This window comes from Paenibacillus sp. WG02 (assembly GCF_055396115.1).
Genome location: NZ_AP036016.1, coordinates 6,154,416 through 6,180,538 on the forward strand (window position 1 = coordinate 6,154,416; position 26,123 = coordinate 6,180,538).

Sequence of the window (26,123 nt, forward strand, 5' to 3'; positions counted from 1 at the left end):
GTTTATTTAGCAGTAATTTCCACTTGTTTATAATCGATGAGTGATGCTGGGTGGCGAATAATACCCTTGACGTTCGGTCGTTCCATGTATGCTTTCGTGCTGTAGAAGAGCGGCAGCACCGGCATATCCTCGAAGAATGTTTTTTCGGCGTCGTGCATGATGGCGAAACGCTTCTTCTCATCCGGTTCGATGCTTGCTTTTTGAATCAATTCATCGAACGCTTTGTTACTGTAGTTAATTCGATTTCCCGGATGACCAGTTTGGAATATTTCAATGAAGTTCAGAGGATCGGCATAGTCGGCATAGTATGTGCTTAAAGACACTTGGTGCTTGCTTGCCCGCTGCTCGTCTAAGAAAACTTTCCATTCCTTGCTTTCCAGCTTAACGTCCACGCCCAAGTTCTTCTTGAACATTTCTTGCAACACCTGTGCAACCGATTTATTCAAATCGTTTGTATCATATGTCAAAGTAACTTCAGGTAAAGTCGTATACCCGCTTTCTTCCATTCCTTTTTTCAGTAAATCTTTTGCTGTTTCTAGATCGTTATCTTTAAAGTACTCGCCACCAACAGCGCGGAAATCTTTGCCGTCTGGCTCAGGGAACCCGACAGGAACAATGCCCATAGCCGGCGCTTGCTTACCTTGAACCACCTTGTCGATAATCAATTTGCGATTGACTGCTAACGAGAACGCTTTACGGATGTTTTTGTTGTTAAATGGCGGCATTGCCGTATTCAATCGATAGAAACTAGTAGCCGCCTCAGGCGCAAGCTTGGCTTCTCCGGATTCGATCAATTTTTGCTTGACATCTTTAGGAACGGATTCAATGTTATCCAGCTCACCAGATTTAAACATCTGATATTGCGTATTCTCATCATTCACCATTACCCAATTGATTGCGGGAAGCTTCACATTATTTTTATCCCAGTAGTTGTCATTTTTGACAGCCTTGATTGATTGATTATGCGTCCATTCCGTCAGCTTAAACGGTCCGTTGGAGACGATAGTTGCCGCTTCCGCAGACCAATTCGGATTTTCCACTGACTTTTTGTTAACAGGAGCGAAAACCGGTGTTGTAATCATGCTTAAAAAATATCCTGAAGGCGCTTTCAAGACAACTTCGAGCGTTTTATCATCAAGCGCCTTTACTTTCACATTGTCTACAGTCCCTTTGCCTTTGTTGAAGTCTTCTGCCCCCGCGATGACAAAAGCGAGAAATGAAGCCGGGAAGCCGTTCTTCGGATCAACCATGCGTTTCCATGAGATTTCAAAATCATATGCAGTTACAGGGTCTCCATTGGACCATTTGCTATCGCGAAGATGAAAGGTGTACTTTTTCCCATTATCCGTGATATCCCACTTCGTTGCCATCGCAGGTATAATCATGTGTTTGTCGTCTAGGCGAACCAGACCTTCTAACGTGTTGTATAACACTTCGAATGCAACTGGATCGTACGCTTTCGGCGGATCGAGCGATACCGGCTCTGCTTTTAAATTGGAGCGTAAAGCTGCGCTTGCTTTTGTCGGTTCATTGGTGGGTGACTTGGTTTCGTTGTTTACTGCTGCTGGTTTGGTGCAACCTGTTAATATGACAGTACCAAGTAGTGTAACTGTACAAACCTTTGTAAGCACTTTTTTCATTCGCTTTTCCCCCAAATATTTATTTTTTTCCTAACTCCTATGTACTTACCGTTCGACAAGCACCCAAACGATTTCACAGTCCACGTCTCCAGAGTTATACGCCCAATGCGCTTCACCTGCTGGAATTAACGTCGCATCTCCTGCGGAAATCAGGTACTCTTTGCCCCCGCTCCCTGTTTCGACGGCTCCTTTGATTACGATGGAATATTCGTCTTGGTCATGCGCTCCTTCTCCATTCAATGGAACTCTAGCTTTCGGCGGTATAACGATGGTGCCGAATTTCACTTTCCCTCCGGCAATAGATTCCTCAGTAAACAGTGTTTTCAGGAAGACTTGTGGTCTATCATCCGGCTTAACTGTGTTGGCATTCACTATGATCATTCCTTCACTCCTCCCAAACGTAGGTAAATCGATACAATATTATGATGGATTAATTCTTAAAAATGACAGGCGTCAAAACACATAGAATTTGTGCCGGTTCATCGGAATGGTTATACCAGGTATGATCGAGGGTAGACGGAAAATGGATCGTATCCCCCTTGCTCATTTCATGCTCTTTGCCATCGACGACCGTGACGACTTTCCCCTCTAAAATAAAGTAAAATTCTTCGCCTGGATGATTAAACGCAACCTCTTGCTGTTGTTGAGGGGGTAAAGTGATGTGGATAGGCTCAAGCGCTCTGTCTGGGAAATCGCCTCCCAACCGAACATAAACGACGTGAGACCCTCCTATTTGAAACCGCTTCCGTTCTTTCTCAGGCAAAAAGTAATTCTCATTCGCTGGTTCTTCAAAAAAATAAGTAATTGGCACCTGTAACGCTTCCCCGATTTTTTGCAATGAAGTGATCGCTAGCGAGCTATTCCCCCTTTCTACCTGAGAAAGAAAGCTGATCGATAAACCGGTTTTGATGCTTAAGTCTTTCAATGTCATGTTTTGCTGTAATCTCAGCAATCTGATCTTTTCGTATATACTTTCCAGATCGTCATCTCCTCCTAAAATAATTGACTAAATATTTAGATTTATTGGATTCATATTATTATACCAGCGGAATTTTGTCTATACTTTTTTATCTATACTGTAATTTTTTTGTAAAAAACTAAAATTTAGCCGATTAAAAACACAGTAAACCCTTGTTTTAACTGAGTATGGCCAGCATGAATGTCTCCCAACGGTGTACAAAGGAAGCTGCATGATAATTGATGCATAGCTATTGGCTTTTATTGTTGAACGGTTCTGTGTATCCCTCTAAAGACGGAATTTTATTATTGTACTTCTGGGTCAATTTCATAATTCCAAACCCTTGCTACATCTAGCTTTTTAAGACATAAAAAAAGGAGTACCTCCCCAAATCTCGAAGGTAGTAGGCGAGACCCAATTGATCTTTTATTGTACTAATGTCTATAATTATATGTAAGTTTACCAATTTGCTCTAGGACATTATATCCGTTGGAGACGCTCATGAAATTAAAAGATCTCTTCTTCCATATTCATTACTGTAATTCCGTGCAATTAGACAATCATCTTGTTAAAATCAGCAGAACGCTGCAGCATCACGAGCTGTATTATTTCGCCAGAGCTAGAGGCAGGTTTACAATCGCGAAAAAAACCTTTGAGCTGCAGGACGGCATGCTGCTGTATATCCCCTCAGGCGTGCCTCAAACGTTCGAAAAGACTGACAATCCAGTCAGCTGCTTTACCGTCCATTTCAGTTATACCTCCGTGAATATAAATGAAGGACATTGGCAGCTTAAAGAGGAGCCGAAAGTGCTCCCGCTCCAGCCTGCGCAAAAGCTGAACAATGCTTATCAAGTTGAGGAAGGATTTAGAAAGCTGACAGAGGCCTGGGATGCAAAATTGCCAGGTTATGAGTTCAGGTCCAAAACCATGCTTCAGCAATTACTGACGGCTATTTCAAACAACCTGAAAAATGAAAATCACCCTTTCTCCACCGCCCTGAAGGTAGAGAAAATCATCGAATATATGCATCACCATATTCGCGATAAAATCACCCTGGCGCAATTGTCCGACCTTGTGCAATGGTCGCCGACTTATTTGTCCAGAGCCTTTAAAGAAATAACCGGCTACTCCATTATCGAGTTCTTCAATAAGATCAAGATGGATAAAGCCAAAGAGCTGCTGCTCGAAGGAAACAATAAAATTAAGGAGGTTGCCGGTGCTCTTGGCTACGCCGATGAATTTTATTTCAGCCGCGTATTCAAGAAAACGGAAGGGCTCAGTCCCTCGGAATTTTACAGCAAAAATGTCCATGGAGATTAATATCCTGCATGGTATACAAGCATTCCGGCTGTTAAGATGAGGTTGTTATTGTGAATCAATCGGGTGGTGCACAATACACGTCATGGTATCAATGCAGAAGGGAGGCTTGTTTGTCATGCCCATCTGGAAAAGAAATTTATTCGCCTGCTGGTTCGGGGTTTTCGTTACAGGTATCGGGATGAGCCAGATCGCGCCCATCCTGCCGCTTTTTATCAAGCATCTCGGTGTACAAGACTCCGAATCGGTCGCCCTGCTTACAGGAATCGCATTCGGAATCACCTTTATTGTATCCGCCATTTTCTCTCCTATATGGGGGAGCGCTGCGGACAAAATTGGACGCAAGCCGATGCTGCTCCGGGCCAGCCTAGGAATGGCCATCGTGATCGGCTGTATGGGCTTTGCCCACAATGCCTATGTTTTGATTGGGCTTCGGCTGTTGCAAGGGGTCATTACTGGCTATACCACGGCTTGTACGACGCTGATTGCAACGCAGACAGATAAGGAGCATTCCGGCTGGGCATTAGGAGCTCTTTCCACCGCCAGCACTTCAGGCTCGCTTATCGGGCCGACGCTCGGGGGCTTTATAGCCGAAAAATTCGGCCTGCAGGCTTCCTTTTTTGTCACCGGCGGACTGATGCTGGTTGCTTTTATCATGACAGCCTTGTTCGTTAAGGAAACCTTTCAGCGCCAGGATAAAAAAGTGCTGCGCATAAAAGAAGTCTGGGCCAGTGTACCTGAAAAGGGCTTGACGATAACTCTGTTCATTAGTTTTTTGGTTATGTCGATAGCCATGTATGCCATTGAGCCGATCATTACCGTCTATGTCACGCAACTGTCCCGGAATACCAGCCACATTGCGTTGATCTCCGGCCTAGCTTTTTCTGCCTCGGGACTTGCCAGTATCTTTGCTGCCCCGCGGCTCGGGGGACTGTCTGATCGCATAGGGCCCCATAAGGTCATCCTGGCCGCCATGATTGCGGCGGGTATTTTATATGTTCCGCAAGCCTTCGTAAGCAATCCCTGGCAGCTGACAGGCCTGCGCTTCTTGCTGGGGTTTGCCGCGGCTGGGCTAGCCCCCTCCATGAATGCGCTTGTCAAGAAAATCACTCCCGAAGCCCTTACCGGACGAGTGTTCGGGCTAAACGTCTCAGCTCAGTATTTAGGCGCGTTTGGTGGTTCGGTGTTTGGCGGACAGATCGCGGCAAGTTTAGGCATCCCCTGGCTATTTTTCATCATGAGCGCCGTGCTGCTGTTCAACGCCGTGTGGGTGTACTTTAAGGTGTACAAGAAACTTAACATAAATAAGTCTGCCTTATACAAAAATCAATTAGATGGGAAGAGAAAACTATGACAAATGTAAAAACAGCTCTTGAATTGGACGTGAAGAAAACCGCACTAGTAGTCATCGATCTGCAGAAGGGAATCGCCAATCCGGCGCTTCCCTTAGCTCCGAACTCCGCTGAGCAAGTCGTCGGAAAAGCCACAAAGTTGGTTGAGGCTTTCACGGAAAAAGGCGCTTTCGTCGTGCTCGTCAGAGTCTCGAGCCTGGACGGCAAGGATAGGCTGCATCCGCACACCGACGCCAGCCCCAATGCCTTTCAGTGGCCGGAAGGCTGGGACATCCTGATACCCGAATTGGCAGGCTTCCAGAATGCCCATGTGGTGACTAAACGCCAGTGGGGAGCCTTCTACGGTACGGACCTCGATTTGCAGCTGCGCCGCCGCGGGATCAACACCATCGTGCTGTGCGGAATCTCCACCTCCATCGGTGTAGACACAACCGCCAGAGAAGCTTTTCAGCATGGATACCATCAAGTATTTGTCGAAGAAGCGATGACAGCTATGGCGAAAGAAGAGCACGATTATGTCGTGAGCTCCATCTTCCCTAAGATCGGCAAAGTCCGGACAACGGATGAAGTCGTTGCTGCACTTCAATAATAGGCGGTCGCTTAATGTACAAGAAATTTACTTGTAGTAATGTTTGGTCATCAAGTAGAGTTATTTTACCCGAACACTGCGATTTTGGATTTAGACACGTCTAGACCTCTTTGTTCCCAAACATAACTGAACACTGACCCGGATTGTGGACAGTTTAAACAAACCACTGCGGAGACTAATTTTCTCTCATCAAACTTCTCGTCAATAAAATAAACAGCCATCTAGGATGCACTTCACGCATCATGGATGGCTGTTACTTGTTACTGCCTTCATTGAAAAACTACATCTCAATCAGAAATAACTCTTCCAAATCCTTTTCTAGCAAATCACTCAATTTCTTAGCCGTGGATGGGCCCACTGATTTAATAGATCGTTCAAGCAGACTAATATAAGCATGACTTAAACCCGAGTGCTTCGCCAACTCTCGCTGGGAGTAACCTTTAATGACTCTCGCTTTAATAAAAACATCGGTCTTCGCCAAGATCTTTATATTCATTCTGCCATAGACCCCCGTTCTCATTTTGTTCCCCTTGTAACATTATACCATTAAATTTTACTTATGCAACCATTTTTGTTTACATAAGTAACCTTATATGGATCAATTTCTACCGTTTCTCCGATTGTAATTACATTAGTAAACTGCTACTATTATATCGTTTACTAATGTTTACTTTTGTTAGCGAGGGTGAGTGCGGGTCTATGTATTTCTACGATAAATTAAAAGATATGCGCAAATTAAAAGGCTTCACCATCCGTGAGCTAGCCGACCGTTCAGGAGTCTCAGCAGCTTATATTTCCCAACTAGAAAACGGGAATCGCGGCATACCTTCACCGGAAGTACTCATGAAGCTTTCAGAAGGGCTTAACACTTCCTATTCCGAACTGATGGATATCGCTGGCTATCTGGAGTCTTCTCCCTCGGATCAACAATTTCAAAGCAATCCCGTGAATTTGCGACGATTTCTCCGTGAGAATGAGCTCATGTTTGATGGTTTTGTACTTACATCCGAAGATAAAGAATGGGTCGAGCGCATGCTGACTGTCTTATTTTGGAAAGACCGTCAGACGAATAAATCCGACGTTCAATGATTCATCTTATTTCACAAGGCCGTTTCGAACTATTTTTGACATCATTTCTGCGTTTGGGTACTGGACTTCTTCATATTGCTTGACCACGTCTTCAATCCGATATGGAACACGTTCAATCGATGTTCGTATTTGTCCATTTTCGATTTCTACAATGGCATAGGCAGCTTTAGGCATACCGTCAAATGGCAGACCTACACTTCCGATATTTAGAAGTATTTTACCTTCCATATATCGGATGAATGGCCTGTGGATATGAGCATAAATGAAGATATCAGCATCCGACGCGGACATAAGCTTAGACTTCAACACCTCATCGCCAACGCCGGGAAGTACGATTTCGAACAAGCTGCTTGGTGTCGCATGGAACGCATGAATAGAGATACCTTCTATCTCAAGTTTCATTTCAGTCGGCAGACTCGTTAAGTATTCGATATCCTTCTCGTCCAATTGCGCAACCGTCCACTCCCGTTCCGCCCTCATCATTTCAATGGCCTGTTCCGGGACTTCTCCTTGATTTACGCCGCGCACAACCCATTCATCTGCATTCCCTTTTATGACCTGTGTGTCTAAAGAACGGACCAATGCAAGAGATCGCTTGGGATCTGGTCCACGATAACAAAGATCACCCAGTACATAAATGCGGTCAATCTGATTCTTCCTGATATCCTCCAGAACAGCTTCGAGAGCGATTGAATTCCCATGTATATCTGAAATAAAAGCTAATTTCACTCGATTCCCCCCCAGTTTATCACTCACTTTACGATTGGGAAGTCAATTACAATGACATTCTCTATAATTCCCTCTAATGATTTCACGAATTGCTGGTGCAACGGATGAGGTCCGTATTGTCGCAGAGATTCTTGATCTTCAAAAGTCACACGAAGCCCTAACGTGTACCCTTGCACATTTTCAGTTTCTTCTGTCACATTGACGCCGGCCGATAAATCGACGATCCCTGGGATCTTATTTTTAAAAGACCATAAGGTTTCAAGCAATTCCTTTTCCTTCTGTGGATCTAAATTCTCTTTAAATTTGAACGAAACCAGGTGCTCGAACATCATGGCTAAAAAAGCCTCCTTTTAGGATTATTTAGAATGATAGACTTTGACCAGGTTCCAGGACAATACCCTTAATTCCCTCAGAAGCCAGACTCTCAACAAAAGCCCTCGGATCCTGATTAATGAGCGGAAATGTATTGTAGTGCATCGGAATGACCATTTTTGCTTGTAAAAATTGTGCAGCGATAACGGCATCGCGAGGGCCCATCGTATAGTTGTCACCAATTGGAAGGAAGGCAAGATCGATAGCATTTAATTTGCCCAGCAATTGCATATCTCCAAAAAGGCCCGTGTCGCCTGCATGGTATATCGTTTTCCCTTCTACTGTAATAAGAAAACCACTAGCCATCCCTGTATAAATATTTTCTTTGGTACCAGGTGGGTTATAGGAAGAATCGTGCAGCGCCAGTGTCATTTTCACTTTACCAAAAGGAAACTGATATTCTCCGCCGATCCCCATTCCGTGAGTTTTTGCCCCTTGGAAAGACAAGTACCTTCCCAAATCATTGGGTGCAATAATCGTGGCTTCGTTGCGTTTTGCAATCTCTAGTGAATCACCTACATGATCAGCATGACCATGTGTGACGAGTATGTAATCGGCCTTAATATCTTCCGGTTTTGCAGTGGCTAGAGGGTTATGGTTCAAGAAGGGATCAATGATGAGCGTATGGTCCTTTAAACGAATCTCAACACAGCTTTGTCCATGAAAAATAATGTTCATAAAATCGCTCCTCTTTGGTTAATTATAAGTGATATCCTAACAATTCTTAATTGGGTCTTAAACTTATTTTATCATACTTTATAAAAATCCAAACATTGAACACTCCCTTGCATATACTAGAATAGTAGTAAGGGAGGTGATATTTTTGACAAAGCAATTTATAGATATGAGAATTTCAAGTCAAAGTGCAAATGATGCTAATACTTTTGTTATCCCTGCTTTTCCTGGAATTTTATTTGGAGACATCGGAATTCAAACTACCGGAGTTTTACCAGAAAATTTAGGAGACATCCGTGTGAATCTAAATGGTTACGCAAAAATTTCCGGTTTAGAAGGTGCTGAAACTCTGACAATTAGAGTTTTTAGAGATTTAACAACATCAATACTCGTGACTAGTTTTCTAAACGTTAACCTAACCACATATACATTTGGATTCAGTGCAGTTGATTTTCCACCTGAAATTGTAGCAGGACAAGGACAAATCCGGTACACGGCTACTATTGATTCAACAAGTAATGCTACTTTAGGAGCTGCAAACTTTAGTGGATTAGCTGCAGCAGGTACAACAACTGAATTGTGAGAAATTTATTAGAAAATGAAGTAGGAGATAAGTTTACAAAGAAATACATGAAATGCCCGCTGCTGTCAGCGGGCATTTAGCTTTAAGATTCCCATTTACAAGCCTCAGGCTTCTTATCCGGCAAAAAACCACGAAACACCGTAGTCCTTAATTGATGCGTGTCGGTTCGATCCAAATAGTCAATCCGGCAGCACAAGCGCGGTTCGATCCACTGCGTTTTGTCTTCCATGAATGTGTTCAATTGCTTAGCTAACATCAAAAACATTTGTTTATCTTCGGTTAGAAAACCAAATTCAACGACACCAACAGGCTTATTCTTCACCGTTCTGAAATTCAAGCCGATCACAAGACCGAATGGATTCGTTCTATAGCCTAAAATAATAACGTCAATCGATTTAAAATATTTAATTTTCAACCAGTCGTCACTCTTGGTATCCAGTTGATATTTGGAATCCTTCCGCTTCGCTACAATGCCTTCCATATTCCGTTCTCTCATTAGCTCAAATAGCGCCTTACCTTGTCCTCCTACGTGCATAGTAGGCATGATAACAGATGTAGAGTCGACAATATCGGCTAGCCGCTGTTTTCGCTCAATCAATGATTCATCCAAGTGATCTCTATTCGTGTAAAGGACATCAAATACTACGAATGTTACGGGATGTGTGTTTACGGCGCGATTAATCCTTGCAGAAACACTCAACCGGCCGCGATAAGAAAAATCATCGAATACCGGTCTGCCGCCGCGTAAAACGATCCCCTCACAGTCAAAAATCGCTGTATGTGCCCTGATTGCCGCTGCTGCTTCCTTTAATTCCGGAAATTTGCTGGAAACCAACATGCCGTTACGTGTTAAAGCTTCAATACGATCCCCCTGCTTATGTATGAGGATTCGCCATCCGTCCCATTTGGGTTCAAATATATAATTCTCATCATCAAAAGCTTCTTTACCGATACTGACAATCATTGGTTTTATTGGCTCAAAGAGCATTTCTAACCACCCCATAACACCAGTGTGGCACTTTCGTATATGATCTAAACAGCTATCATTGGCGAGGGTTAAGTATTATTCGCTCCAAGCGGCTGCTTCTCTCATTTTCACATCCAGCAGCTGGAATGCTTTCCTAAGCTCATCTTTGGGTATATGGGCAAAGCGATCACCGATACTTACTTCATAACAACAAGTTGTCTCGCTGCTCTCTTTTACATAGTGGGTTAAACCCATACCCGTCTCCTCATACAAAGCTACTAATATAGGTTCAAGCTTCTCTTTCGGCAAATCAACTTGCACATGAAACATGTTAGTCACAGGTTCAACAGGTTTAGTCGTAATGCCATGGCATTGATTATAGAAACCAGCAAGCATTTTGGCTTCTTCATAATACTGATTCATTTTAGGTAATCTCTGTTTAAAATAATAGCTGGCACTGAGGATATACGGATAAAGGCTTATTAAATCGCCTCCGTGTCGTCTTTTCCACACTTTGGACTCTTTTGTAAAAGCTTCATCCCCTGCAAGTATGGCTCCAGCGACTCCGCCAATTCCTTTGTAAAAAGAGATATACACACTATCAAAAAGCTCACAAATCTCTGCTGCTGTCTTTTGATAATAAGGTAGAATCTCGTACAGTCTGGCTCCGTCAAGATGCAATCTAATCCCTTTTTCACGACAATAGGTACAGATGGCAACAAGCTCCTCGTAGTCCGGCAACTGCCCGCCAATTTCACGTTGCGGTAATTCTATTAATAAACAAGCAATATCATTTTGCATGTGAAGAACATCTTCTAGTCGAATGAGTCTGTCTTTATCTCCAAGCAAAATCGTTTCAATCTGATGCAATTCTTTTAACCCGTCTTCTTCATGAATTTCCAAATGACTCAAAGGATGATAAGCCACTTTTTTAATATCCTTCCTGTCACACCAAATTCTTAAAGCAATTTGCTGCGCCATGGTTCCACTAGGGAAAAATACGGCTGTTTCTTTACCTAGATACGCCGCCATTTCTTCTTGGAAATTTTCGATAAGTTTACCTGAACCATAAATATCACTGTCCAGATTCCCATCTATCTCATTCAATACCTCTTTCAAAACCTGAATGTTTCTTTTACTATGGCCGCCTACTGGATAAATAGTTTGATTAAACGCTTCTAATAAGGGATTGTTCTTGCTCATTAATATCATCCTCCTTTGTCATTTTTCGCTTGGTGGAACAACAGTCGTGCCTTATAATCAAACTAACCTGTTTGAAAAGGAGAATAACCATGAAAGAAATCCTAATTGGAACAAAAGAACAATTTACAGTATTTCCGGCAGAGGTCCAAGTCGAAGATAGCTTGTACTTCCTTACGGAAATGGATGGGATATACACCCTAATGTCCAGTGTTTGCCCTCATGCCGGCTTCACGGTTGACCTTGAAGATGGAGAGCTTGTGTGTCCGCTGCATGGATGGACGTTTGAAGTACATACGGGGCGTTGCCATAATGTGCCGAGCGCTAGACTCAACTCCTACGAGGTCATACTAAGAGACGGCACTCTAGTAGCTCAGATGGGTTAATCTCTAAGTATATTTTACCAATGGACAAGCTATACTAACAGCTGTTATTTCTAGACGAACGGCATTAGGAGGCTTTATGTCCACAAAAGGTGACAAGTCAGGAACAATGAAGTGGTGGCAGTTGTCCTTGCTTGGCGTTGCGTGCACGATTGGTACCGGTTACTTCTTAGGCTCCGGGATAGCTATCAGCATGGGCGGTGGATCCGTTATCATCATGTTCATTCTCGCAGCCTTTGGCACTTATATTGTCTTTGATGTTTTGGCCCGAATGACGGAAGCGGACCCGCAGCGAGGATCTTTTAGAGCCTATGCCAAAAAAGCATTTGGACGCTGGGCAGGCTTCAGCAGCGGATGGGTATATTGGAGCTCTGAGCTCTTAATTATGGGCAGTCAATTAACAGCTTTGTCCCTCTTTACCCGATTCTGGTTTCCAACGATACCCATGTGGGTTTTTGCAACGGTCTATGCCTTAATAGGGTTGGGTGTTATCTTGCTTGGGACGAAAGCATTCGAGCGCACAGAGCATATTTTTGCCATCATCAAAGTATCCGCCATCGTCATGTTTCTCCTAATAGCAGGGGCCGCTGTCTTAGGATTTATCACGGGTGGAGCTCATCAACCGAGATTACGGGCGGCCAAAGATACCTTTTTGCCAGCTGGATTAATGGGCGCTTGGTCTTCTTTTATTTATGCTTTTTACGCCTTTGGCGGTATTGAAATCATGGGCTTAATGGCTGCAAGATTGAAGCGACCCGAAGAGGCGCCTAAAGCAGGAAATGTCATGATCCTTCTTTTAACAACGATTTATATCGCTTCTCTTATTCTTGCTTTAACCTTGATCCCCTTAAATGCCATTCAGGGAAATGAAAGTCCGTTTCAGGTTGCTTTGGGAAGTTACAATCTCCCTTTTGTCCCGCATGCGTTTAATGCGATCCTCATTGTTGCTGGATTTTCTACCATGGTTGCTTCTTTATTTGCGGTGACAACGATCCTTATTACGTTAGCCCAAGATCACGATGCCCCCTCGATATTTGCCAGAACAACAACAGGGAAAAGGCGGATGCCTCTATTCGCCATCGGTTTTACGAGTGGGGGTATAACTGTAGCTGTGCTGATGGCACTCTTACTGCCAGATGAGCTCTTTGAATATGTAACAACAGCCGCCGGGATTATGCTGCTCTTGAACTGGCTCTTCATCCTGCTATCATCTGGTCGGTTATTACAGTTAACCAAATGGGGAAATTTCAAACGATATCTGGGCATGGTTTTAATCCTTACAGCTATCACGGGTACAATCTTTCATGAAACGAGCCGACCCGGATTCTGGATTAGTCTCCTTTTTGTCGGGATCATAGGCTTGCTTACTTTGGGCATGCGAATCAAATGGAATAAGAATGTCCACGAAGCATCTTACAATACTATGAAGCTGCCAAAGCCCAAACCTGATAATCGCGAAGGAGCGACCTAGCGTTATCCAAAGAGGGCCTCGAAGGCTTTTATCCCAAAATGCAACCCAAAGACGATCAGGGATAAGCCTGATGCGATGGATATGATCGATAGGGAGCGTGAAGTGAGAAATCTTCGAAATGTACTGGCTAACGACGCCATAAAAGCATCCCACATACAAATCCCTAAGAACATAGCCCCCGTATATAATAATACATGATTTCTATCGAATTCCGCGATCGTTTCTGCTAAAACCGACCCATAGATACCAAGCCAAAAGAGGATGGATAAAGGACTCGTAATAGCCATGATAAAACCGGAGAAAACCGATTTCGTTAGCTTCTCTACGTTCCTATAACCCTCTCCCTTTATTTTCCTTGCACCATTCAAACTTTCGATACCCGAGTAGAGCAAAATGAAACAACCAAATAACCAGAGGAACGTTTTCATAAAAGGTGTTGTCAGAAAATGAACAAGTCCGAAATAAATGAGTATCATTAACAGCGCATCAGCAATCATCGCTCCAATTCCTACTACCCAAGCATGAAGAAAACCTTGCTTAATCCCTTTGTCGAGCATGGCTGCATTTATGGGACCAATAGGTGCCGACAACGATAATCCCAAGAGAAAAAAACTAAGAATCGTATACATTTTCCTCACCCATTCATTGGTTTGTATGTACATGCTTCAAGGCCTGTATCATCCTATTCCTAGAATATGGCTTGTATTACCAGCAGAATTAAATTTCAAAAAAGCATTTGACATTCACGCTACGTAAAGCTGTACAGTTATGTTGTCAGGAGGTGAACAGATGGAATACACCGTGCAGCATCTGGGTAAATTGGCTGGGGTCAGCACCAGAACGCTTCGATATTATGATGAAATTGACCTTCTTAAGCCGGCGAGAATCAATTCGTCTGGATACCGAATCTATGGTTTAGCGGAAGTGGGCAGGTTACAACAAATTCTGTTCTACAGAGAACTTGGCGTCAGTCTGGACAGTATTAAAGAAATTGTGACTGCCCCTTCCTTTAATGGAGCCATTGCCCTGAAAGAGCACCATGAACAACTCCTCGACAAAAGAAAACAATTAGATGTCCTGATTGCAAATGTTGAAAAAACAATTGCTTTTACCGAAGGGAGAATAACCATGACAGATACCGAGAAATTTGAAGGCTTCAAGCAAAAGATGATCGATGATAACGAGGATAAATACGGGAAAGAAATCCGCGAGAAGTATGGCGATGATACCGTAGATAAGTCCAACCAAAAATCAAAAACATGACACAAGAACAGCATGACGAGGTAACTCGATTGGAAAGTGAAGTCATTGCTGCATTGGCGGAAGCTTTCAAACATGGGGATCCTGCCAGCGATCTGGCTCAAGCCGCCGCGGGTTTGCATAAGCAGTGGCTAAGCTATTATTGGAACGAATATAGTAAAGAAGCGCATGCTGGTCTAGCCCAAATGTATGTGGATGACGAACGGTTCAAGGCTTATTATGATGAAAAACAGCCCGGTACCGCTGAGTTTCTGAGAGATGCCATCCACATTTATACAGGTTTCAAGAAATAATCTTTGGAATGGGACACTAGCATTATTTCTACTATATCAGTTAAACATCCAATTCTTTTACAAGAAACTGAATATACTAGGATTGTACCAGTCGCCAGCTGCTACGCCCATGTCACTACTCTATCTAAAGAAGCACAGAACCCTTAAGGGTCCCGTGCTTCTTTGCATTCTATTGCATTCTTACTTGGCGACTGTTCCTACCGTTCCTGCAGTAGGCTTCACGAGGGCCTTACTTTGCCATACACGGCTCTTCCACCGTAGATACATGAGTAGACCTCTAACCCATTCATCCGCCGCAAATGCTACCCAAACGCCTAACAGACCCATTTTCATGACAATGCCAAGCCAATACGCAAGCGGCACTGCGATCCCCCACATGGATAGAATCCCCATAAAGACGGGAAATCTAGCATCTCCAGCAGCCCGAAGGGAGTTAATGACAACTAGATTGAATGTCCGGCCAGGCTCTAAAATAACAGAGAGTATTAAAATGCTGGAACCCATCGCAATAATTTCTGGATTGTCGGTGAAAAGTCCTATCAGATCCTTGCGGAAAATAGAAGCAATTCCCACAACGACAAAGGTCACCAGAAGACTAATTCGCAAGCTTCGAATTAATTTATGATAGGCTGCCTTGAATGCCCCAGCACCCACCATATGACCTACAATGATTTCTGTCCCCATTCCAATTGCCATAGCTAGCGCCATGAAATAGTTGGTGATATTCATCAAGTAGATATGCGTACTCAAAGCCGCTTGACCGATGATATTTATAAAACTGACAATCATCATATGTTGAGACTGCCATGACAAGTGCTCGCCGGCTGACGGGATGCCAATACTCATGATTTGCTTCACAATACGTTTATCGAATGTGACATAGTCCTTCAAACGAATCGGTACGGGAATACGGCGATATAAGATGACAATCAGAACAATAAGCCCAATAAGGCGGCTTACTACCGTGGATACCGCGGCACCAGTAACTCCCCATTCGGGAAAACCAAGGTTTCCAAAGATAAGAAGGCTGTTGCCTGCTACATGGATCAGGTTCACACCCAACGTAACAAACATGACGTCTCTAGTCTGACCATTGGAGCGAAGCACAGATGAAATGGCATAGGATAACGCCTCAATCCATATAAAAGCGCCAATGATATTTAAATATCTTTTAGCGATCAGTACCTGTTCGGGCGCCAAATTCATTAACCGCATCAGCGGCTCACCAAAGGCAACCAACACAATACTAATCAAAATTCCGAAGATCAAATTAATCGTAATCGCGAGAGCTGAAATGCGGCTCGCTTCTTTCGCCCTGCCAGCGCCAAGATTTTGCGCGACTGCAACACTCGTTCCAATCCCAACGAAGCCAAACATCAGAATGCAGAAAACGATGATTTCATTGGCTAAGCCAACGGCTCCAGTCACTTTATCCGAGATCAGACTGAGCATAAACACATCTGCCGTTCCCAGCATCATTCGCAGCACGGAGTCAACGAATATCGGCCATGTGACCGCGAATAGTCCAAGCTTTTTCCAAGATGCTATCGATTCCATGTCCTTCAATCCCTACACTTTCTCATTTCAAATGATTTTAGTGTAGGATACGTAAGCGATTGCAGTCAAATGCTACTTACTCCCATCATAAAATCAATGAATAAGAAGCGTTGGACTGCTCACAATAATGAAGGTTTTAAAATACAACCAAAGGACGTGGGCTAATGTCGAATCAACAAAAAAGTCAAAACAATCCACAAAACAAAGGTAAAAACAGCAATAAGAATAAAAACAACAGTAACAACGGCATTGATGATGCAAACAAACATGCTGGCAAATAAAAGCTAGAAAAAAACCTTGGAAATCGGCTCCGTTTTCCAAGGTTTTTCTACACTGCAAGCTACTTCACGCTAACCCATGCTCCACGGTTGTCCGCAGATTCGATTTCAGCCTCAGCAATTTCAATGCTTCCCATCGTACTGGATGGAGTCGCTGTGGAAATACTTTCACCTGAAAGCAGCGTCTCAATAAAATATTTAAGTTCGTTATAGTAGCCCATTTCCGCTGATAGTTCAGGACTGAAGCCTTTTCCATCATTCACATTGACTTGTAGGGAATTATCTTTGAAAACGACATTGCCTTTTTCAAAATTAACTCGGAACTGCATATCGAAGCCGTAATCTCCTTCAAGCGTCCAATCCGCTTGAGCATTGATGACTTTGCCATCTTCATACAGATAGTTCGCAGAAACCACATCATATCCGCTGCCGGGAACGACATTACGTGCCAAACAGGATACGGATTCTGGCTTCCCGAACAACCAATGTATCATGTCAATATCATGAACGTGCATATCTAGGAGTGCTCCGCCGCTTTTCTCCTTTTGTGTTAGCCATGGTCCCCAAGTTGGTGTTGCTCCCCCGCGGTAGAAATAACCACCTAGTGCATTTCCAAACGTTTTCTCCTCAACAACCTGCTTCAGGTAAACATAAGCTGGCCAGAATCTCAAGCATTGACCTATCATCAGCTGCTTGCCATTCGCCTCGGCTGCCTGAATCATATCTTTGCATTCCGCAGCATTCAGCGCCATCGGTTTTTCACACAAAACATGAAGACCCTGATTCAAACATTGAACCGCTATGTCACGGTGTAGAAAAGTAGGAAGTGCAAGATCCACGTAATCAAGCTGTTCCTTCTCAAGCATTTCAGTCACACTTGTATATTTATTGTAGCGGCCGAAATCAATACCAGATGAACCCGTATCGATGTTGCCTGCAGCCGCTCGGCCTTCGAGCTTCTCATTGTCAATATCGCACAAAGCTACAACTTGAATAGGAACTCCTTCGGACTCCAGGCGAACGTAATTCTCCAGATGAGTCCTGCCCATAAACCCTAACCCAATTAACCCGATTCTTAGCATGTTGATTACTTCCTCCCTAGGATGGCGTCCATAGCACCCGATGTATTATAAATAATCTGTTCGCCATGATGCGTGTAACCTGGAATCATTTCGGCAATGACATAATCGTCATACCCGATTGCTTGAAGGGCTTTCATAACCTCTGGATAATTGACATCACCGGCTAGCAGGTCAACAAAACCATGCAAACCTCCTGCGGCGCGGCGGTAATCTTTGAAATGGACTTTTTTGATACGTTTATTTAAAATGGAAATCCAATGCTCCGGATAACCGGCAAATAAGACATTCCCTACGTCAAAGTAAGCGCCCACATATGGCGAATTGATTTTATCGATAAAGTCTCTCATTTCAAGCGGCGACAGTAAAAATTTGTTCCATACATTTTCTATACCAATGGAAACCTTCAATGATTGAGCAACATCGGAAAGCTCATTAAAGGCTTCCAAAGCGTAATCATAGGCTTGATCATAAGGAACCACTTCAGAATCCGGAATGAAATCAACGCCAACAGCACCTGGTACAACCAATATCGTATCAACACCTAAAATAGCAGCGTTCTCCAATTGTTTCTTGACGATATCTTTCGCTTTCTGACGCGTTTGTGCATGTCCACTTGTTAAAGAATATGTCCAGTACAGTCCACTGGCTAAGCTCGAAAGCGCAATGCCCTGATCATCCGCAATTTTACGGTATTCCTTGATTTCGCTTTCAGTACTCTCCAAGCTTAGTTGGCCAGTCTCATTTAGAGCCAGCTCAATGCCGTCGAATCCGGCTTCCTTGGCAACAGATATGCATTGTTCTACCTTCATGGAGCCTGGAAATGACCAAATATTGATCCCTTTTTTCACTGTTATCTCCTCCGTCTCTTCCTTCTATTATAAGTGAGACACATTCGATAAGATTTATCCAAAAAGCCGATTTATTTGCACTTTTGCAAAAACGGATATGGTAAAATGAGATTAAAATGAGAATTAAAATATAGATTGGAACAAGATCCACCCTGAGAGAGGACGAGCAGCATGGATTTCCCAAGTATACAACTACAGGAATCACTTACCATACAAACCCTCTTTTCCTTTCATTATTTTGAGTATGCCAAAGGATTTGTATTTGACGGAGAACAGCATGACTTCTGGGAAATCCTTTACGTGGACAAAGGGGAAGTTGAAGTTCGAGCCGATGATCACATTCATACCCTTCATCAAGGGAATATGATCTTTCACAAACCCGAGGAATTCCATACGGTTAGCGTGAAACACGAGCATACACCGCCAAACCTTATCGTCATCTGCTTCGAATGTACGTCTCCAGCCATGACTATTTTCGAGAAAAAGATTCTGTCTTTAGGAGACCGGGAAAGAAATATCCTGTCCCTCATTATCCAAGAAGGGTTTCAGGCGTTCCTGCCTCCTTTTGATAAACCAACCGTTCATCATTTGGAAAGAAGTCCGCATGCGCCTTTTGCCAGCGAACAAATGATCAAATCCTATTTAGAGCTTTTGTTAATCACACTCATTCGGAATCAAGCGCAAGCTTCCACACAAGATTCGATGAAATACAAACAATCATCCCTTCAAAAAGAAAAAGCCGAACAACGAATTGTTCAGCAAATCATGGACTATTTGAAAGCCAATCTTTCACAGTCTTTTACCCAAGACCATTTATGCCAAACGTTTCACTTGGGCAAAAGCCGATTGAAGGAGCTGTTCCAATCCCAGATGCAGACAGGCGTCTTGGAAGCCTTCAAGTCTCTCAAAATTGAACAAGCCAAAACTTATATTAGAGATGGCCGATATAATTTTACAGAGATTGCAGCTATGTTGGGGTACGCCAGCATTCACTATTTCTCAAGAGATTTCAAGAAAACGGTTGGCATGCCGCCTTCCGACTATGCCAGGTCCGTTAAAGCTCGTCTTTAGCGATTCGAAAGAAAACGTAAAAAAGAGAAAGCAAGAATATCCTTGCCTTCTCTTTTTTCGTTCAACTGGCCCTTATTTGATTACTTTCAATAAGCGCTTAGCCGTTCCATTTGGCGTTTCGATTGTTTCATACACGTTAACAGTGAAAGGATAGCTGAATTGATCGGTTGTAATATTCGTGGCGTCCAGCATCTGTTTCCCGCTGATTAGTTTATTTACTCCTGTGAAAGAAGCGTCCTTAGAACCGACAACACGTCCGGCGCTATCCACAATTTCAAATTTCAATTTCGAGAAATTGTTGTCAACCACGACATTTTCTTTCTGTTTAATGTCGAGATCAAGTCGGAACTTGTACGTATACATCAATTGAGCAGTCGTCTGAGTGGTCACTGACACATCATTGAACTTCAGATCAAACGGATACAAGGATATCGTAGAATCTGTTTCTTCCTTCTGTACATCCGTTTGCAGAGCTGCAATCGTTGTTGTGAAAGGTGCTGCAGCAACGGAATCGAGCAGCTTTAACGAGAAGCTTGTGCTATCTTCGGTTTGCGGCACAATGTATGAGTAGCTAACCACGTAACTTAATCCAGGGTTTAGCATCGTCGTTACATTCGTTTGACGGGAACCTTGATAAGTGACACCCTGTGCGTTGACCAATTCCGATAGGAAAGCAGGAGTAGCAGTAGGTGTTGTACTCGTATTCGTTAATTTGAACTTAGCTACAGCAGTTTGGTAGCCTTCACCTGGATTCTCATGCAGATGAAGCTCCATCAGCGACACTTCTGTTGACTTATCAACAACTTTGGTCAAAGCATCAAATGCGATCGGTTGTCCAATTGTGTATGGCACTGCAGCCGAATTCCCTTGCTCTTTCGGCCATGCGATAGCTAGTTTGCCTGTTGCTAACGTGGTGGCTTGACCTCCACCTTTGGGTACAAACGTATCCGTCGATAAAACGAGAAGATTAGACAAACTCACCCCATTTTCCACGGGAATCGCGAAATGAATGTATTTCTTTTCGCCTGCCTCCAGGGTCACCGGATCCACTTCGGAACGTTTGCCTTCATAGCTCTTCAGTTCGGACTGTGCGTCCATTCGGAAAGCAGGAACGGTTTCCCGCCCCGCTCCGGGATTACTAGCTAATACCGTCACAACAGCCACGCGGCCTGACGCCGTATTTTGCATAGAAACTTCGACGGGTGAATACGTCAGCCCTGAGTTAACCCCAGGAATGGTGAATGCCTGACCCCATGCTAAGTTTTCGAGGTTCTGCAGAGCAGTGTTTCCCGTACCGCCATACCACACGGATTTCGTTGGCATTGCAAGCAGTGTAGTTTCCACCTTTGGATAGGAATAGATATCCACATTGACGAAGGATAATTGCTCAATTTGACCAATTTCCTTGCTATCAACGGAAGTCATGTACACGAGCTCGCCAATTTCTTTAGGCTGTAGAGCTTCTTTATTGCCCGCACTTGGTTTCAATGTATACGAAACGCCGCTAGCAGTTTGAACACGAAGCTCGTGCTCGGGAACTCTGTTCTGCACGGCGCCTCCGTTATATAAGCGAACCGTAACCGCAAGTTGCGAACCTGACGCGGTTGGCGTCACCGCTGCACTTTTAATCGCGGCACGTATATCAGGTGTCAATCCGTAATTGACAGTCGGTGCAGAGACACTAGGGGTCGTCGAGTCGGCCGCCCATACGGCCGTGCCTCCTTGAACGATCATTGCTCCAAGCATGATAGCTGTTAGACTATATTTCCATGGTTTGTTTTTCATGTAAGTACTCTCCTTATTGTGAAGTTTCGCTGATGTCTATTTGGCTGCTGGTGTTGTTGTCGCTTGAGGTTGTACGCTAGCACTTGCAGTGTCTACTTTTTGTCCGTCTTTCAGAGTGTTCTGCCCGGCAGTAACTAATTTCTCGCCGTCTTTGACTCCATCAATCACTTCCTGATACTCTCCGTTGATGCGTCCCAATTTCACTTTCCGTTTCTGATATTGATCACCTTGTTGAACAAAGACGAAGGTATCGGACTCTTCACGAATGACACTTAAGGAAGGAACAGCAACCACTTGTTCTTCCGTTTCAGTCGTTAGCTGAACCATGAATCGGCTGCCTGGCTGCAGTTGATGATCGCTATTGGGAACTTCCAACTCTAACGTGTACGTTTTTGTCGCAGCACTCATAATAGGTGCCAAGTAGCTAATTTTAGCTGTTCCTTTTTTATCAGGCGAATCGGGATTATAATAAATAAGTTCTTGTTTTCCTTTTACAAGTAGGAAATTCGTTTCCGTAAGCTCGGTTTTGATTTTGATCGGATCAATCTGTTGGACTTGCCCGACTTTTCCTGCCGCCGCAGCTACGGTTTGCCCAACCACTACGTTGAAATCGGTAAGAATGCCGTTGCCTGGAGCCTTAACCTGATAGTTCTCTAAAGAACGATTCGCATCTTCTAAGGCTAGACTTGCGGACTCTGCCTGCGTTTGAATAGTCGATATCGAATCGGAGTTATCAAAAGCTGAAAGCTTTGACTGTGCAGCATCTAGATTCATCTTAGCGCTATCCAAGGCTTGTTTGGATTGATCCACCTGATGCTGAACGGCAATGCCTGCATCATATTCATTTCGAACTTTGTTGTATTCTTGCTCAGCATTCTTGAGTGCCGTTTGCGATCTAGTTACATTGTCCGCCAGATCCTTCCGGTTATTAACTTTATTATCCTTTGCTTGCTGCAAGGATTCTTGGGCACTTCTGACAGAAAGCTCGCTTTTCCTTTTGGCCGATAAGGCATCTTTACTATCGATTACGAAGAGAACTTCACCTTTCTCAACATACTCTCCTCGTTTTTTCAGTACCTCGGTAACTTCACCATTCGCTTTCGATACTACATCAAGTGTCATTCCTGCTGCTACATCAGCAACTTGTTCGATTGGATTGCTAATTTTCTGCTTCTTTATAACATCGGTTTTAATTGCCTTTGGTGCTAACTGTACCGTTGCAGCCCCTTTTGCGCCTGGAGCTGAACAGGCTGATGCCAAGACCGCTGCTGCGGTCAATAAAACAATCACCCCCATCGAACGGGATTTGAATTTTCGTTTTCGCGAACTATCGTTAATCATCGAAGTGCCTCCTTATACATCTAACGTACTGATTGTTGTTTTTTCGTTCCCTTTTTTACGATTGAACAATCGGCTCATACGGTTCTTAATACTTTCAATCAATTCGTACACAATGGGTACGACAACTAGTGTCAATATTGTAGAAGTAATCAAACCGCCGATAACGACTACTCCCAGCCCTTTACCGATTAATCCGCCTTCGCCAGAAATACCGAGCGCAAGAGGTACCAATGCCATAATCGTAGCACCAGCGGTCATAATAATAGGACGAAGTCTTACTTTCCCTGCTTCAATTAGAGCATGGCGTACCGTGTATCCATCTTCGCGCAGCTGTTGTGCACGATCGATTAATACAATCGCATTCGTCACTACGATCCCAATAAGCATGAGGAAACCAATCATCGAGGTTACGGTTAACGGCTCTCTGGCTATGACTAGTCCGAGAAGCCCCCCAATAACGGCAAGCGGTAGAGAGAACAAGATCGCGAATGGTGCACTTGCGTTTCCAAAGGCCAAAACCATAATCAAGTAAACCACGAATATAGCGGCAGCCATCGCGATGAATAACTGCTTGAAGCTATCATTCACATCATCCGAAACACCACTGATTTTGGGTGTAACGCCTTCAGGCAGCTGTATATCTTTCAAAGCCGCGCTAAGCTTGGCACTGACGCCTGTTTTATCTGCTGAATTGATTTTTGCAGTCACTTTCACAAGCTGCTGCTGTTTCTCACGTGCAAGTGAAGCAGCACCTTTCGTTTCAGTGACCTTAGCTACTTCCTTCAATAAAACCTTTGAACCATTCGATCCGGTCAAAGGGATATTACCTAGTTTTTCTAGTGTATCTTTGTCCGACTTATCTAACGATACCGTTGTTGTATAAACGATATTATCGAATTTCATGTCTCCTAGTTTTTGCTTTTGAATCCATGCACGTGCAGTATCACGTACAGTCGATGAGCTTAATCCATATGCTCTCGCTTTTTTCTGATCCACAGCAATTTCTATTTCTGTTTTGGCATCACTCAGGTTATCCCCAATTTCACTAAGCTCTGTAAAAGTATTTAACTTCTCTTTAACCAAACCGGCCGCTTTCTCTAATTGAAGCTGATCCTCCCCTTGCAGGGTATAGGCAAAGTCAGTCGATGAAACACCGAAATCACCTTCCATGGATTTAGGTTCTACTTCAGATCCGTTCGGCAGTTCAGAGAGAATATAAGCTTTCATTTGGTCTTTCACTTGATTCGGATTGACCTTATCATTCACTTGGACAAAAATCTGTGAAGCATAAGGCGTCCGTTCATCATCTTTGCCTGCGTAACCCACCAAAGCTTCAACGAATTTGAACACAGGTTCGCCATTGGAATCTTTCGTATCCAGCAATACAGCTTCAATTTCTTTCGTTTTCGCATCTGTAGCCTCAAAAGAAGTCGCATACGGCATTTTTAACTGGAAGTACATTGTTGTCGAAGGCTTCGAGCTAGGCAAGAACGAAACCGATAGGAAAGGTACTGTCGCCGCAATGGTGACTACAAGCAAAAGTCCTGAAATTAACAATGTTTTTATGCGATTTTTCAAACTCCACGTCAAAGCCTTTTCGTAGAATGTTGTTAATTTGGTTGGCTTTGATTCGTCATGATGTCCCTTACCCGGTTTGCTGCGAAGAACGAGCAATTTAGCCAGCATCGGAATAACCGTTAAAGCTACTATTAAGGAAGATAGAAGTGCACATGCAATTGTTAAGGCAAAGGGTCTAAAGAACCCTCCTACAACACCCGTTACCAAAGCTAGTGGAGCAAAGACCCCTACAGTTGCCAATGTTGAGGACGTAATAGCCATCGAAACTTGCTTTGTCGCTAAAGCGATGACGGATTCTTTGCGTTCCTGGGCTTTTTCCAGTGAAGCATATATGTTCTCGATAACTACGATGGAATCATCGACTACGCGACCTACTGCGATAAAGATACCACCGAGTGTCATCGTATTAAGCGTTAAATTTAACTGCGACATTAATAATAAGGTGATCAAAATGGAAAGTGGAATCGAGACGAGAACAATGAGTGTCATCCTTATATTCCGGAGGAATATGAGAATCATCAAGGAAGCCAGTACTGCCCCTACAACGCCTTCACGTACAAGTCCTGCAATTGATGTTTTAATTTGATCTGCACTATCGTAGGTGTTTTTGAACGTAATATTGGGTAGGGTCGTCTCCCACTCATGAATCTGCTTCTCGATGGATCCTGAGAAATCAACCGCATTAGCACTGCCTGCTTTATACAAAATCATACCAATAGCAGGTTTTCCATCCAGTCTGCCATTGAAGTTAGATTCCGTTATCGCCTTTACCTTGGAGACTTGAGCTAGTGTTACGATATCTCCTTTAGGTGTAGTGATTTCGACTTGCTCCAAATCGTACAAGCTTGATAAATTGCCAGTGACACGAGTCATCTTATTGTTGCCGCTAATTTCTACACTGCCGATCGGACTCTTCGTCGCGGCGGAATTAATCGCATTACTCACTAGAGCCGGTGACAATCCATAAACATCAAGCGCAGCAGCATCCAGCTCAATATCGAGCGATGTGCTTCTGGAACCAATAACGTTCATGTGGTCGATCCCTTTAATTCCTTCAAGACCTGGCTTGATTTTATCTTTAAAAGATTTGTCTAGCTCTGTTTGACTTACCCCGTCCTTCGCATAAGCGACTAAGTAATTCGAAGGGAATGATGCCGCACCAAATGTGGAGGCTTTAGGCGCACCTGCCGTTGCTGGAAGTGAAACTTGAGCCAGCATGTCTTGAACGGCCTGTTTTTTCTTGTCAATATCTACATTTTGTTTGAACATAATGATAATCGTGGAGAAATTATCACTCGAAGTTGAAGACATGGAATCCAAGTCTTCAATATTCGCTAGCTTTTCTTCAATCGGAGCTGTAATCTCATCCATGACATCCTTAGGCGCTCCTGTATAGGTAGTTGTTACAGCAACTACCGGAAAAGAAACGTTGGGCATGTTCTCTACTTTAAGCTGCGTGGATGAATAAAATCCGCCAACAAAAAGCATGATCATGATAATGAATAATGCCGAGACATTTTTCATGGAAAACTGTGTTAATCGATTCATTCCTGTACTCCCCTCATCAACTGATTACGTTAAAGATACATTCTGAATATGAACCCAATATGAACAAACCAAAAAAAAGAAGGTCACCAATCATCTCCGTTGAAAACACGGGGACTATTGGTGACCTCTCAATAAGAAATACTTGGACTTACTTATG

General features: G+C 43.5%; 24 protein-coding genes and 1 pseudogene. 9 read left to right on the forward strand and 16 right to left on the reverse strand.

The window, feature by feature from the left end; translation table 11 throughout:
* Window positions 1-2: 2 nt before the first annotated feature.
* The 3 genes from ACBP55_RS27850 to ACBP55_RS27860 are packed head-to-tail and all read right to left on the reverse strand — an operon-like array spanning window position 3 to window position 2,619.
* A complete protein-coding gene (locus ACBP55_RS27850; RefSeq protein ID WP_464646245.1) occupies window positions 3-1,640 on the reverse strand; it encodes a peptide ABC transporter substrate-binding protein in 1,638 nt (545 codons plus the stop codon).
* A 45-nt stretch (window positions 1,641-1,685) separates the two neighbouring features.
* Window positions 1,686-2,021 carry a cupin domain-containing protein gene (locus ACBP55_RS27855; RefSeq protein ID WP_464646247.1) on the reverse strand — a complete coding sequence of 112 codons (336 nt, stop codon included), beginning with the start codon at window positions 2,019-2,021 and terminating at the stop codon, window positions 1,686-1,688.
* Between the two features lie 49 nt (window positions 2,022-2,070).
* Window positions 2,071-2,619, reverse strand: coding sequence for a helix-turn-helix domain-containing protein (locus ACBP55_RS27860; RefSeq protein ID WP_464653425.1), 549 nt, complete (start codon window positions 2,617-2,619; stop codon window positions 2,071-2,073).
* A 480-nt stretch (window positions 2,620-3,099) separates the two neighbouring features.
* Between ACBP55_RS27860 and ACBP55_RS27865 the strand changes: the two genes are divergently transcribed.
* The 3 genes from ACBP55_RS27865 (at window position 3,100) to ACBP55_RS27875 (ending at window position 5,856) form a co-directional block, all read left to right on the forward strand.
* Entirely contained in the window at window positions 3,100-3,918 is an 819-nt protein-coding gene (locus ACBP55_RS27865; RefSeq protein WP_464646249.1) for an AraC family transcriptional regulator, read from the forward strand.
* 115 nt (window positions 3,919-4,033) lie between these two features.
* Window positions 4,034-5,269, forward strand: coding sequence for a multidrug efflux MFS transporter (locus ACBP55_RS27870; RefSeq protein ID WP_464646251.1), 1,236 nt, complete (start codon window positions 4,034-4,036; stop codon window positions 5,267-5,269).
* Window positions 5,266-5,856 (forward strand): hydrolase, encoded by a 591-nt coding sequence (locus tag ACBP55_RS27875; protein ID WP_464646252.1) that lies wholly within the window; start codon window positions 5,266-5,268, stop codon window positions 5,854-5,856. The genes ACBP55_RS27870 and ACBP55_RS27875 overlap by 4 nt, the downstream gene beginning before the upstream one ends.
* A gap of 280 nt (window positions 5,857-6,136) precedes the next feature.
* Here ACBP55_RS27875 and ACBP55_RS27880 read toward each other — a convergent pair whose 3' ends face one another.
* Complete coding sequence (locus ACBP55_RS27880; RefSeq protein ID WP_217282792.1) at window positions 6,137-6,352, reverse strand: helix-turn-helix domain-containing protein; 216 nt, start codon at window positions 6,350-6,352, stop codon at window positions 6,137-6,139.
* Window positions 6,353-6,555: 203 nt separating this feature from the next.
* Between ACBP55_RS27880 and ACBP55_RS27885 the strand changes: the two genes are divergently transcribed.
* On the forward strand, window positions 6,556-6,945 hold the full coding sequence (locus tag ACBP55_RS27885; protein ID WP_464646254.1) for a helix-turn-helix domain-containing protein: 390 nt from the start codon (window positions 6,556-6,558) through the stop codon (window positions 6,943-6,945).
* Between the two features lie 6 nt (window positions 6,946-6,951).
* Here ACBP55_RS27885 and ACBP55_RS27890 read toward each other — a convergent pair whose 3' ends face one another.
* The 3 genes from ACBP55_RS27890 to ACBP55_RS27900 are packed head-to-tail and all read right to left on the reverse strand — an operon-like array spanning window position 6,952 to window position 8,724.
* The gene (locus ACBP55_RS27890; protein WP_464646255.1) at window positions 6,952-7,674 is read right to left on the reverse strand and encodes a metallophosphoesterase family protein; all 723 of its coding nucleotides are present in this window, start codon (window positions 7,672-7,674) and stop codon (window positions 6,952-6,954) included.
* Window positions 7,675-7,697: 23 nt separating this feature from the next.
* Entirely contained in the window at window positions 7,698-8,006 is a 309-nt protein-coding gene (locus ACBP55_RS27895) for a Dabb family protein (protein WP_464646257.1), read from the reverse strand.
* A 28-nt stretch (window positions 8,007-8,034) separates the two neighbouring features.
* Window positions 8,035-8,724, reverse strand: a complete 690-nt coding sequence (locus tag ACBP55_RS27900) for a metal-dependent hydrolase (protein ID WP_464646259.1) — start codon at window positions 8,722-8,724, stop codon at window positions 8,035-8,037.
* Between the two features lie 145 nt (window positions 8,725-8,869).
* On the opposite strand from ACBP55_RS27900, the gene ACBP55_RS27905 reads away from it, so the two are divergent.
* The gene (locus ACBP55_RS27905; protein ID WP_464646261.1) at window positions 8,870-9,304 is read left to right on the forward strand and encodes a hypothetical protein; all 435 of its coding nucleotides are present in this window, start codon (window positions 8,870-8,872) and stop codon (window positions 9,302-9,304) included.
* Window positions 9,305-9,386: 82 nt separating this feature from the next.
* Here the strand turns inward: ACBP55_RS27905 and ACBP55_RS27910 are convergent, their stop codons facing one another.
* Both ACBP55_RS27910 and ACBP55_RS27915 read right to left on the reverse strand, forming a co-directional pair.
* Window positions 9,387-10,292 carry an ATP-dependent DNA ligase gene (locus ACBP55_RS27910; protein WP_464646263.1) on the reverse strand — a complete coding sequence of 302 codons (906 nt, stop codon included), beginning with the start codon at window positions 10,290-10,292 and terminating at the stop codon, window positions 9,387-9,389.
* 75 nt (window positions 10,293-10,367) lie between these two features.
* Window positions 10,368-11,474: a threonine aldolase family protein gene (locus ACBP55_RS27915; protein ID WP_464646265.1), complete on the reverse strand. Its 1,107-nt coding sequence runs from the start codon at window positions 11,472-11,474 to the stop codon at window positions 10,368-10,370.
* A gap of 89 nt (window positions 11,475-11,563) precedes the next feature.
* Here ACBP55_RS27915 and ACBP55_RS27920 point away from each other — a divergent pair, with 89 nt between their 5' ends.
* Together ACBP55_RS27920 and ACBP55_RS27925 are read left to right on the forward strand one after the other, a co-directional pair.
* On the forward strand, window positions 11,564-11,857 hold the full coding sequence (locus ACBP55_RS27920) for a Rieske (2Fe-2S) protein (RefSeq protein WP_464646266.1): 294 nt from the start codon (window positions 11,564-11,566) through the stop codon (window positions 11,855-11,857).
* Window positions 11,858-11,933: 76 nt separating this feature from the next.
* Window positions 11,934-13,325 carry an amino acid permease gene (locus ACBP55_RS27925; protein ID WP_464646268.1) on the forward strand — a complete coding sequence of 464 codons (1,392 nt, stop codon included), beginning with the start codon at window positions 11,934-11,936 and terminating at the stop codon, window positions 13,323-13,325.
* Between the two features lie 2 nt (window positions 13,326-13,327).
* Here ACBP55_RS27925 and ACBP55_RS27930 read toward each other — a convergent pair whose 3' ends face one another.
* Window positions 13,328-13,954, reverse strand: coding sequence for a LysE family transporter (locus ACBP55_RS27930; RefSeq protein ID WP_464646270.1), 627 nt, complete (start codon window positions 13,952-13,954; stop codon window positions 13,328-13,330).
* A 160-nt stretch (window positions 13,955-14,114) separates the two neighbouring features.
* On the opposite strand from ACBP55_RS27930, the pseudogene ACBP55_RS27935 reads away from it, so the two are divergent.
* Window positions 14,115-14,878 (forward strand): annotated as a pseudogene (locus ACBP55_RS27935) (MerR family transcriptional regulator).
* A 180-nt stretch (window positions 14,879-15,058) separates the two neighbouring features.
* Here the strand turns inward: ACBP55_RS27935 and ACBP55_RS27940 are convergent.
* From ACBP55_RS27940 to ACBP55_RS27950, 3 genes are all read right to left on the reverse strand, one after another.
* Complete coding sequence (locus tag ACBP55_RS27940; protein WP_464646272.1) at window positions 15,059-16,435, reverse strand: MATE family efflux transporter; 1,377 nt, start codon at window positions 16,433-16,435, stop codon at window positions 15,059-15,061.
* A 340-nt stretch (window positions 16,436-16,775) separates the two neighbouring features.
* Window positions 16,776-17,795, reverse strand: coding sequence for a Gfo/Idh/MocA family protein (locus tag ACBP55_RS27945; RefSeq protein WP_464646274.1), 1,020 nt, complete (start codon window positions 17,793-17,795; stop codon window positions 16,776-16,778).
* Window positions 17,796-17,800: 5 nt separating this feature from the next.
* Window positions 17,801-18,643 carry a sugar phosphate isomerase/epimerase family protein gene (locus ACBP55_RS27950; RefSeq protein WP_464646276.1) on the reverse strand — a complete coding sequence of 281 codons (843 nt, stop codon included), beginning with the start codon at window positions 18,641-18,643 and terminating at the stop codon, window positions 17,801-17,803.
* Between the two features lie 171 nt (window positions 18,644-18,814).
* Between ACBP55_RS27950 and ACBP55_RS27955 the strand changes: the two genes are divergently transcribed.
* Window positions 18,815-19,714: an AraC family transcriptional regulator gene (locus tag ACBP55_RS27955; protein ID WP_464646278.1), complete on the forward strand. Its 900-nt coding sequence runs from the start codon at window positions 18,815-18,817 to the stop codon at window positions 19,712-19,714.
* Between the two features lie 72 nt (window positions 19,715-19,786).
* Here the strand turns inward: ACBP55_RS27955 and ACBP55_RS27960 are convergent, their stop codons facing one another.
* Genes ACBP55_RS27960 through ACBP55_RS27970 form a run of 3 tightly spaced genes read right to left on the reverse strand, consistent with a single transcriptional unit; the run spans window position 19,787 to window position 25,966 of the window.
* Window positions 19,787-21,499 (reverse strand): hypothetical protein, encoded by a 1,713-nt coding sequence (locus tag ACBP55_RS27960; protein WP_464646280.1) that lies wholly within the window; start codon window positions 21,497-21,499, stop codon window positions 19,787-19,789.
* A 36-nt stretch (window positions 21,500-21,535) separates the two neighbouring features.
* On the reverse strand, window positions 21,536-22,840 hold the full coding sequence (locus tag ACBP55_RS27965; protein WP_464646282.1) for an efflux RND transporter periplasmic adaptor subunit: 1,305 nt from the start codon (window positions 22,838-22,840) through the stop codon (window positions 21,536-21,538).
* 12 nt (window positions 22,841-22,852) lie between these two features.
* Entirely contained in the window at window positions 22,853-25,966 is a 3,114-nt protein-coding gene (locus tag ACBP55_RS27970) for an efflux RND transporter permease subunit (RefSeq protein WP_464646284.1), read from the reverse strand.
* Window positions 25,967-26,123: the final 157 nt, after the last annotated feature.

Coding starts and splice junctions, on each gene's coding strand:
- ACBP55_RS27850 (WP_464646245.1), bottom strand. CDS start 1,640: ATGAAAAAAGTGCTTACAAAGGTTTGTACAGTTACACTACTTGGTACT.
- ACBP55_RS27855 (WP_464646247.1), bottom strand. CDS start 2,021: ATGATCATAGTGAATGCCAACACAGTTAAGCCGGATGATAGACCACAA.
- ACBP55_RS27865 (WP_464646249.1), top strand. CDS start 3,100: ATGAAATTAAAAGATCTCTTCTTCCATATTCATTACTGTAATTCCGTG.
- ACBP55_RS27870 (WP_464646251.1), top strand. CDS start 4,034: ATGCCCATCTGGAAAAGAAATTTATTCGCCTGCTGGTTCGGGGTTTTC.
- ACBP55_RS27875 (WP_464646252.1), top strand. CDS start 5,266: ATGACAAATGTAAAAACAGCTCTTGAATTGGACGTGAAGAAAACCGCA.
- ACBP55_RS27880 (WP_217282792.1), bottom strand. CDS start 6,352: ATGAATATAAAGATCTTGGCGAAGACCGATGTTTTTATTAAAGCGAGA.
- ACBP55_RS27885 (WP_464646254.1), top strand. CDS start 6,556: ATGTATTTCTACGATAAATTAAAAGATATGCGCAAATTAAAAGGCTTC.
- ACBP55_RS27895 (WP_464646257.1), bottom strand. CDS start 8,006: ATGATGTTCGAGCACCTGGTTTCGTTCAAATTTAAAGAGAATTTAGAT.
- ACBP55_RS27900 (WP_464646259.1), bottom strand. CDS start 8,724: ATGAACATTATTTTTCATGGACAAAGCTGTGTTGAGATTCGTTTAAAG.
- ACBP55_RS27910 (WP_464646263.1), bottom strand. CDS start 10,292: ATGCTCTTTGAGCCAATAAAACCAATGATTGTCAGTATCGGTAAAGAA.
- ACBP55_RS27915 (WP_464646265.1), bottom strand. CDS start 11,474: ATGAGCAAGAACAATCCCTTATTAGAAGCGTTTAATCAAACTATTTAT.
- ACBP55_RS27920 (WP_464646266.1), top strand. CDS start 11,564: ATGAAAGAAATCCTAATTGGAACAAAAGAACAATTTACAGTATTTCCG.
- ACBP55_RS27925 (WP_464646268.1), top strand. CDS start 11,934: ATGTCCACAAAAGGTGACAAGTCAGGAACAATGAAGTGGTGGCAGTTG.
- ACBP55_RS27930 (WP_464646270.1), bottom strand. CDS start 13,954: ATGTATACGATTCTTAGTTTTTTTCTCTTGGGATTATCGTTGTCGGCA.
- ACBP55_RS27940 (WP_464646272.1), bottom strand. CDS start 16,435: ATGGAATCGATAGCATCTTGGAAAAAGCTTGGACTATTCGCGGTCACA.
- ACBP55_RS27945 (WP_464646274.1), bottom strand. CDS start 17,795: ATGCTAAGAATCGGGTTAATTGGGTTAGGGTTTATGGGCAGGACTCAT.
- ACBP55_RS27955 (WP_464646278.1), top strand. CDS start 18,815: ATGGATTTCCCAAGTATACAACTACAGGAATCACTTACCATACAAACC.
- ACBP55_RS27960 (WP_464646280.1), bottom strand. CDS start 21,499: ATGAAAAACAAACCATGGAAATATAGTCTAACAGCTATCATGCTTGGA.
- ACBP55_RS27965 (WP_464646282.1), bottom strand. CDS start 22,840: ATGATTAACGATAGTTCGCGAAAACGAAAATTCAAATCCCGTTCGATG.
- ACBP55_RS27970 (WP_464646284.1), bottom strand. CDS start 25,966: ATGAATCGATTAACACAGTTTTCCATGAAAAATGTCTCGGCATTATTC.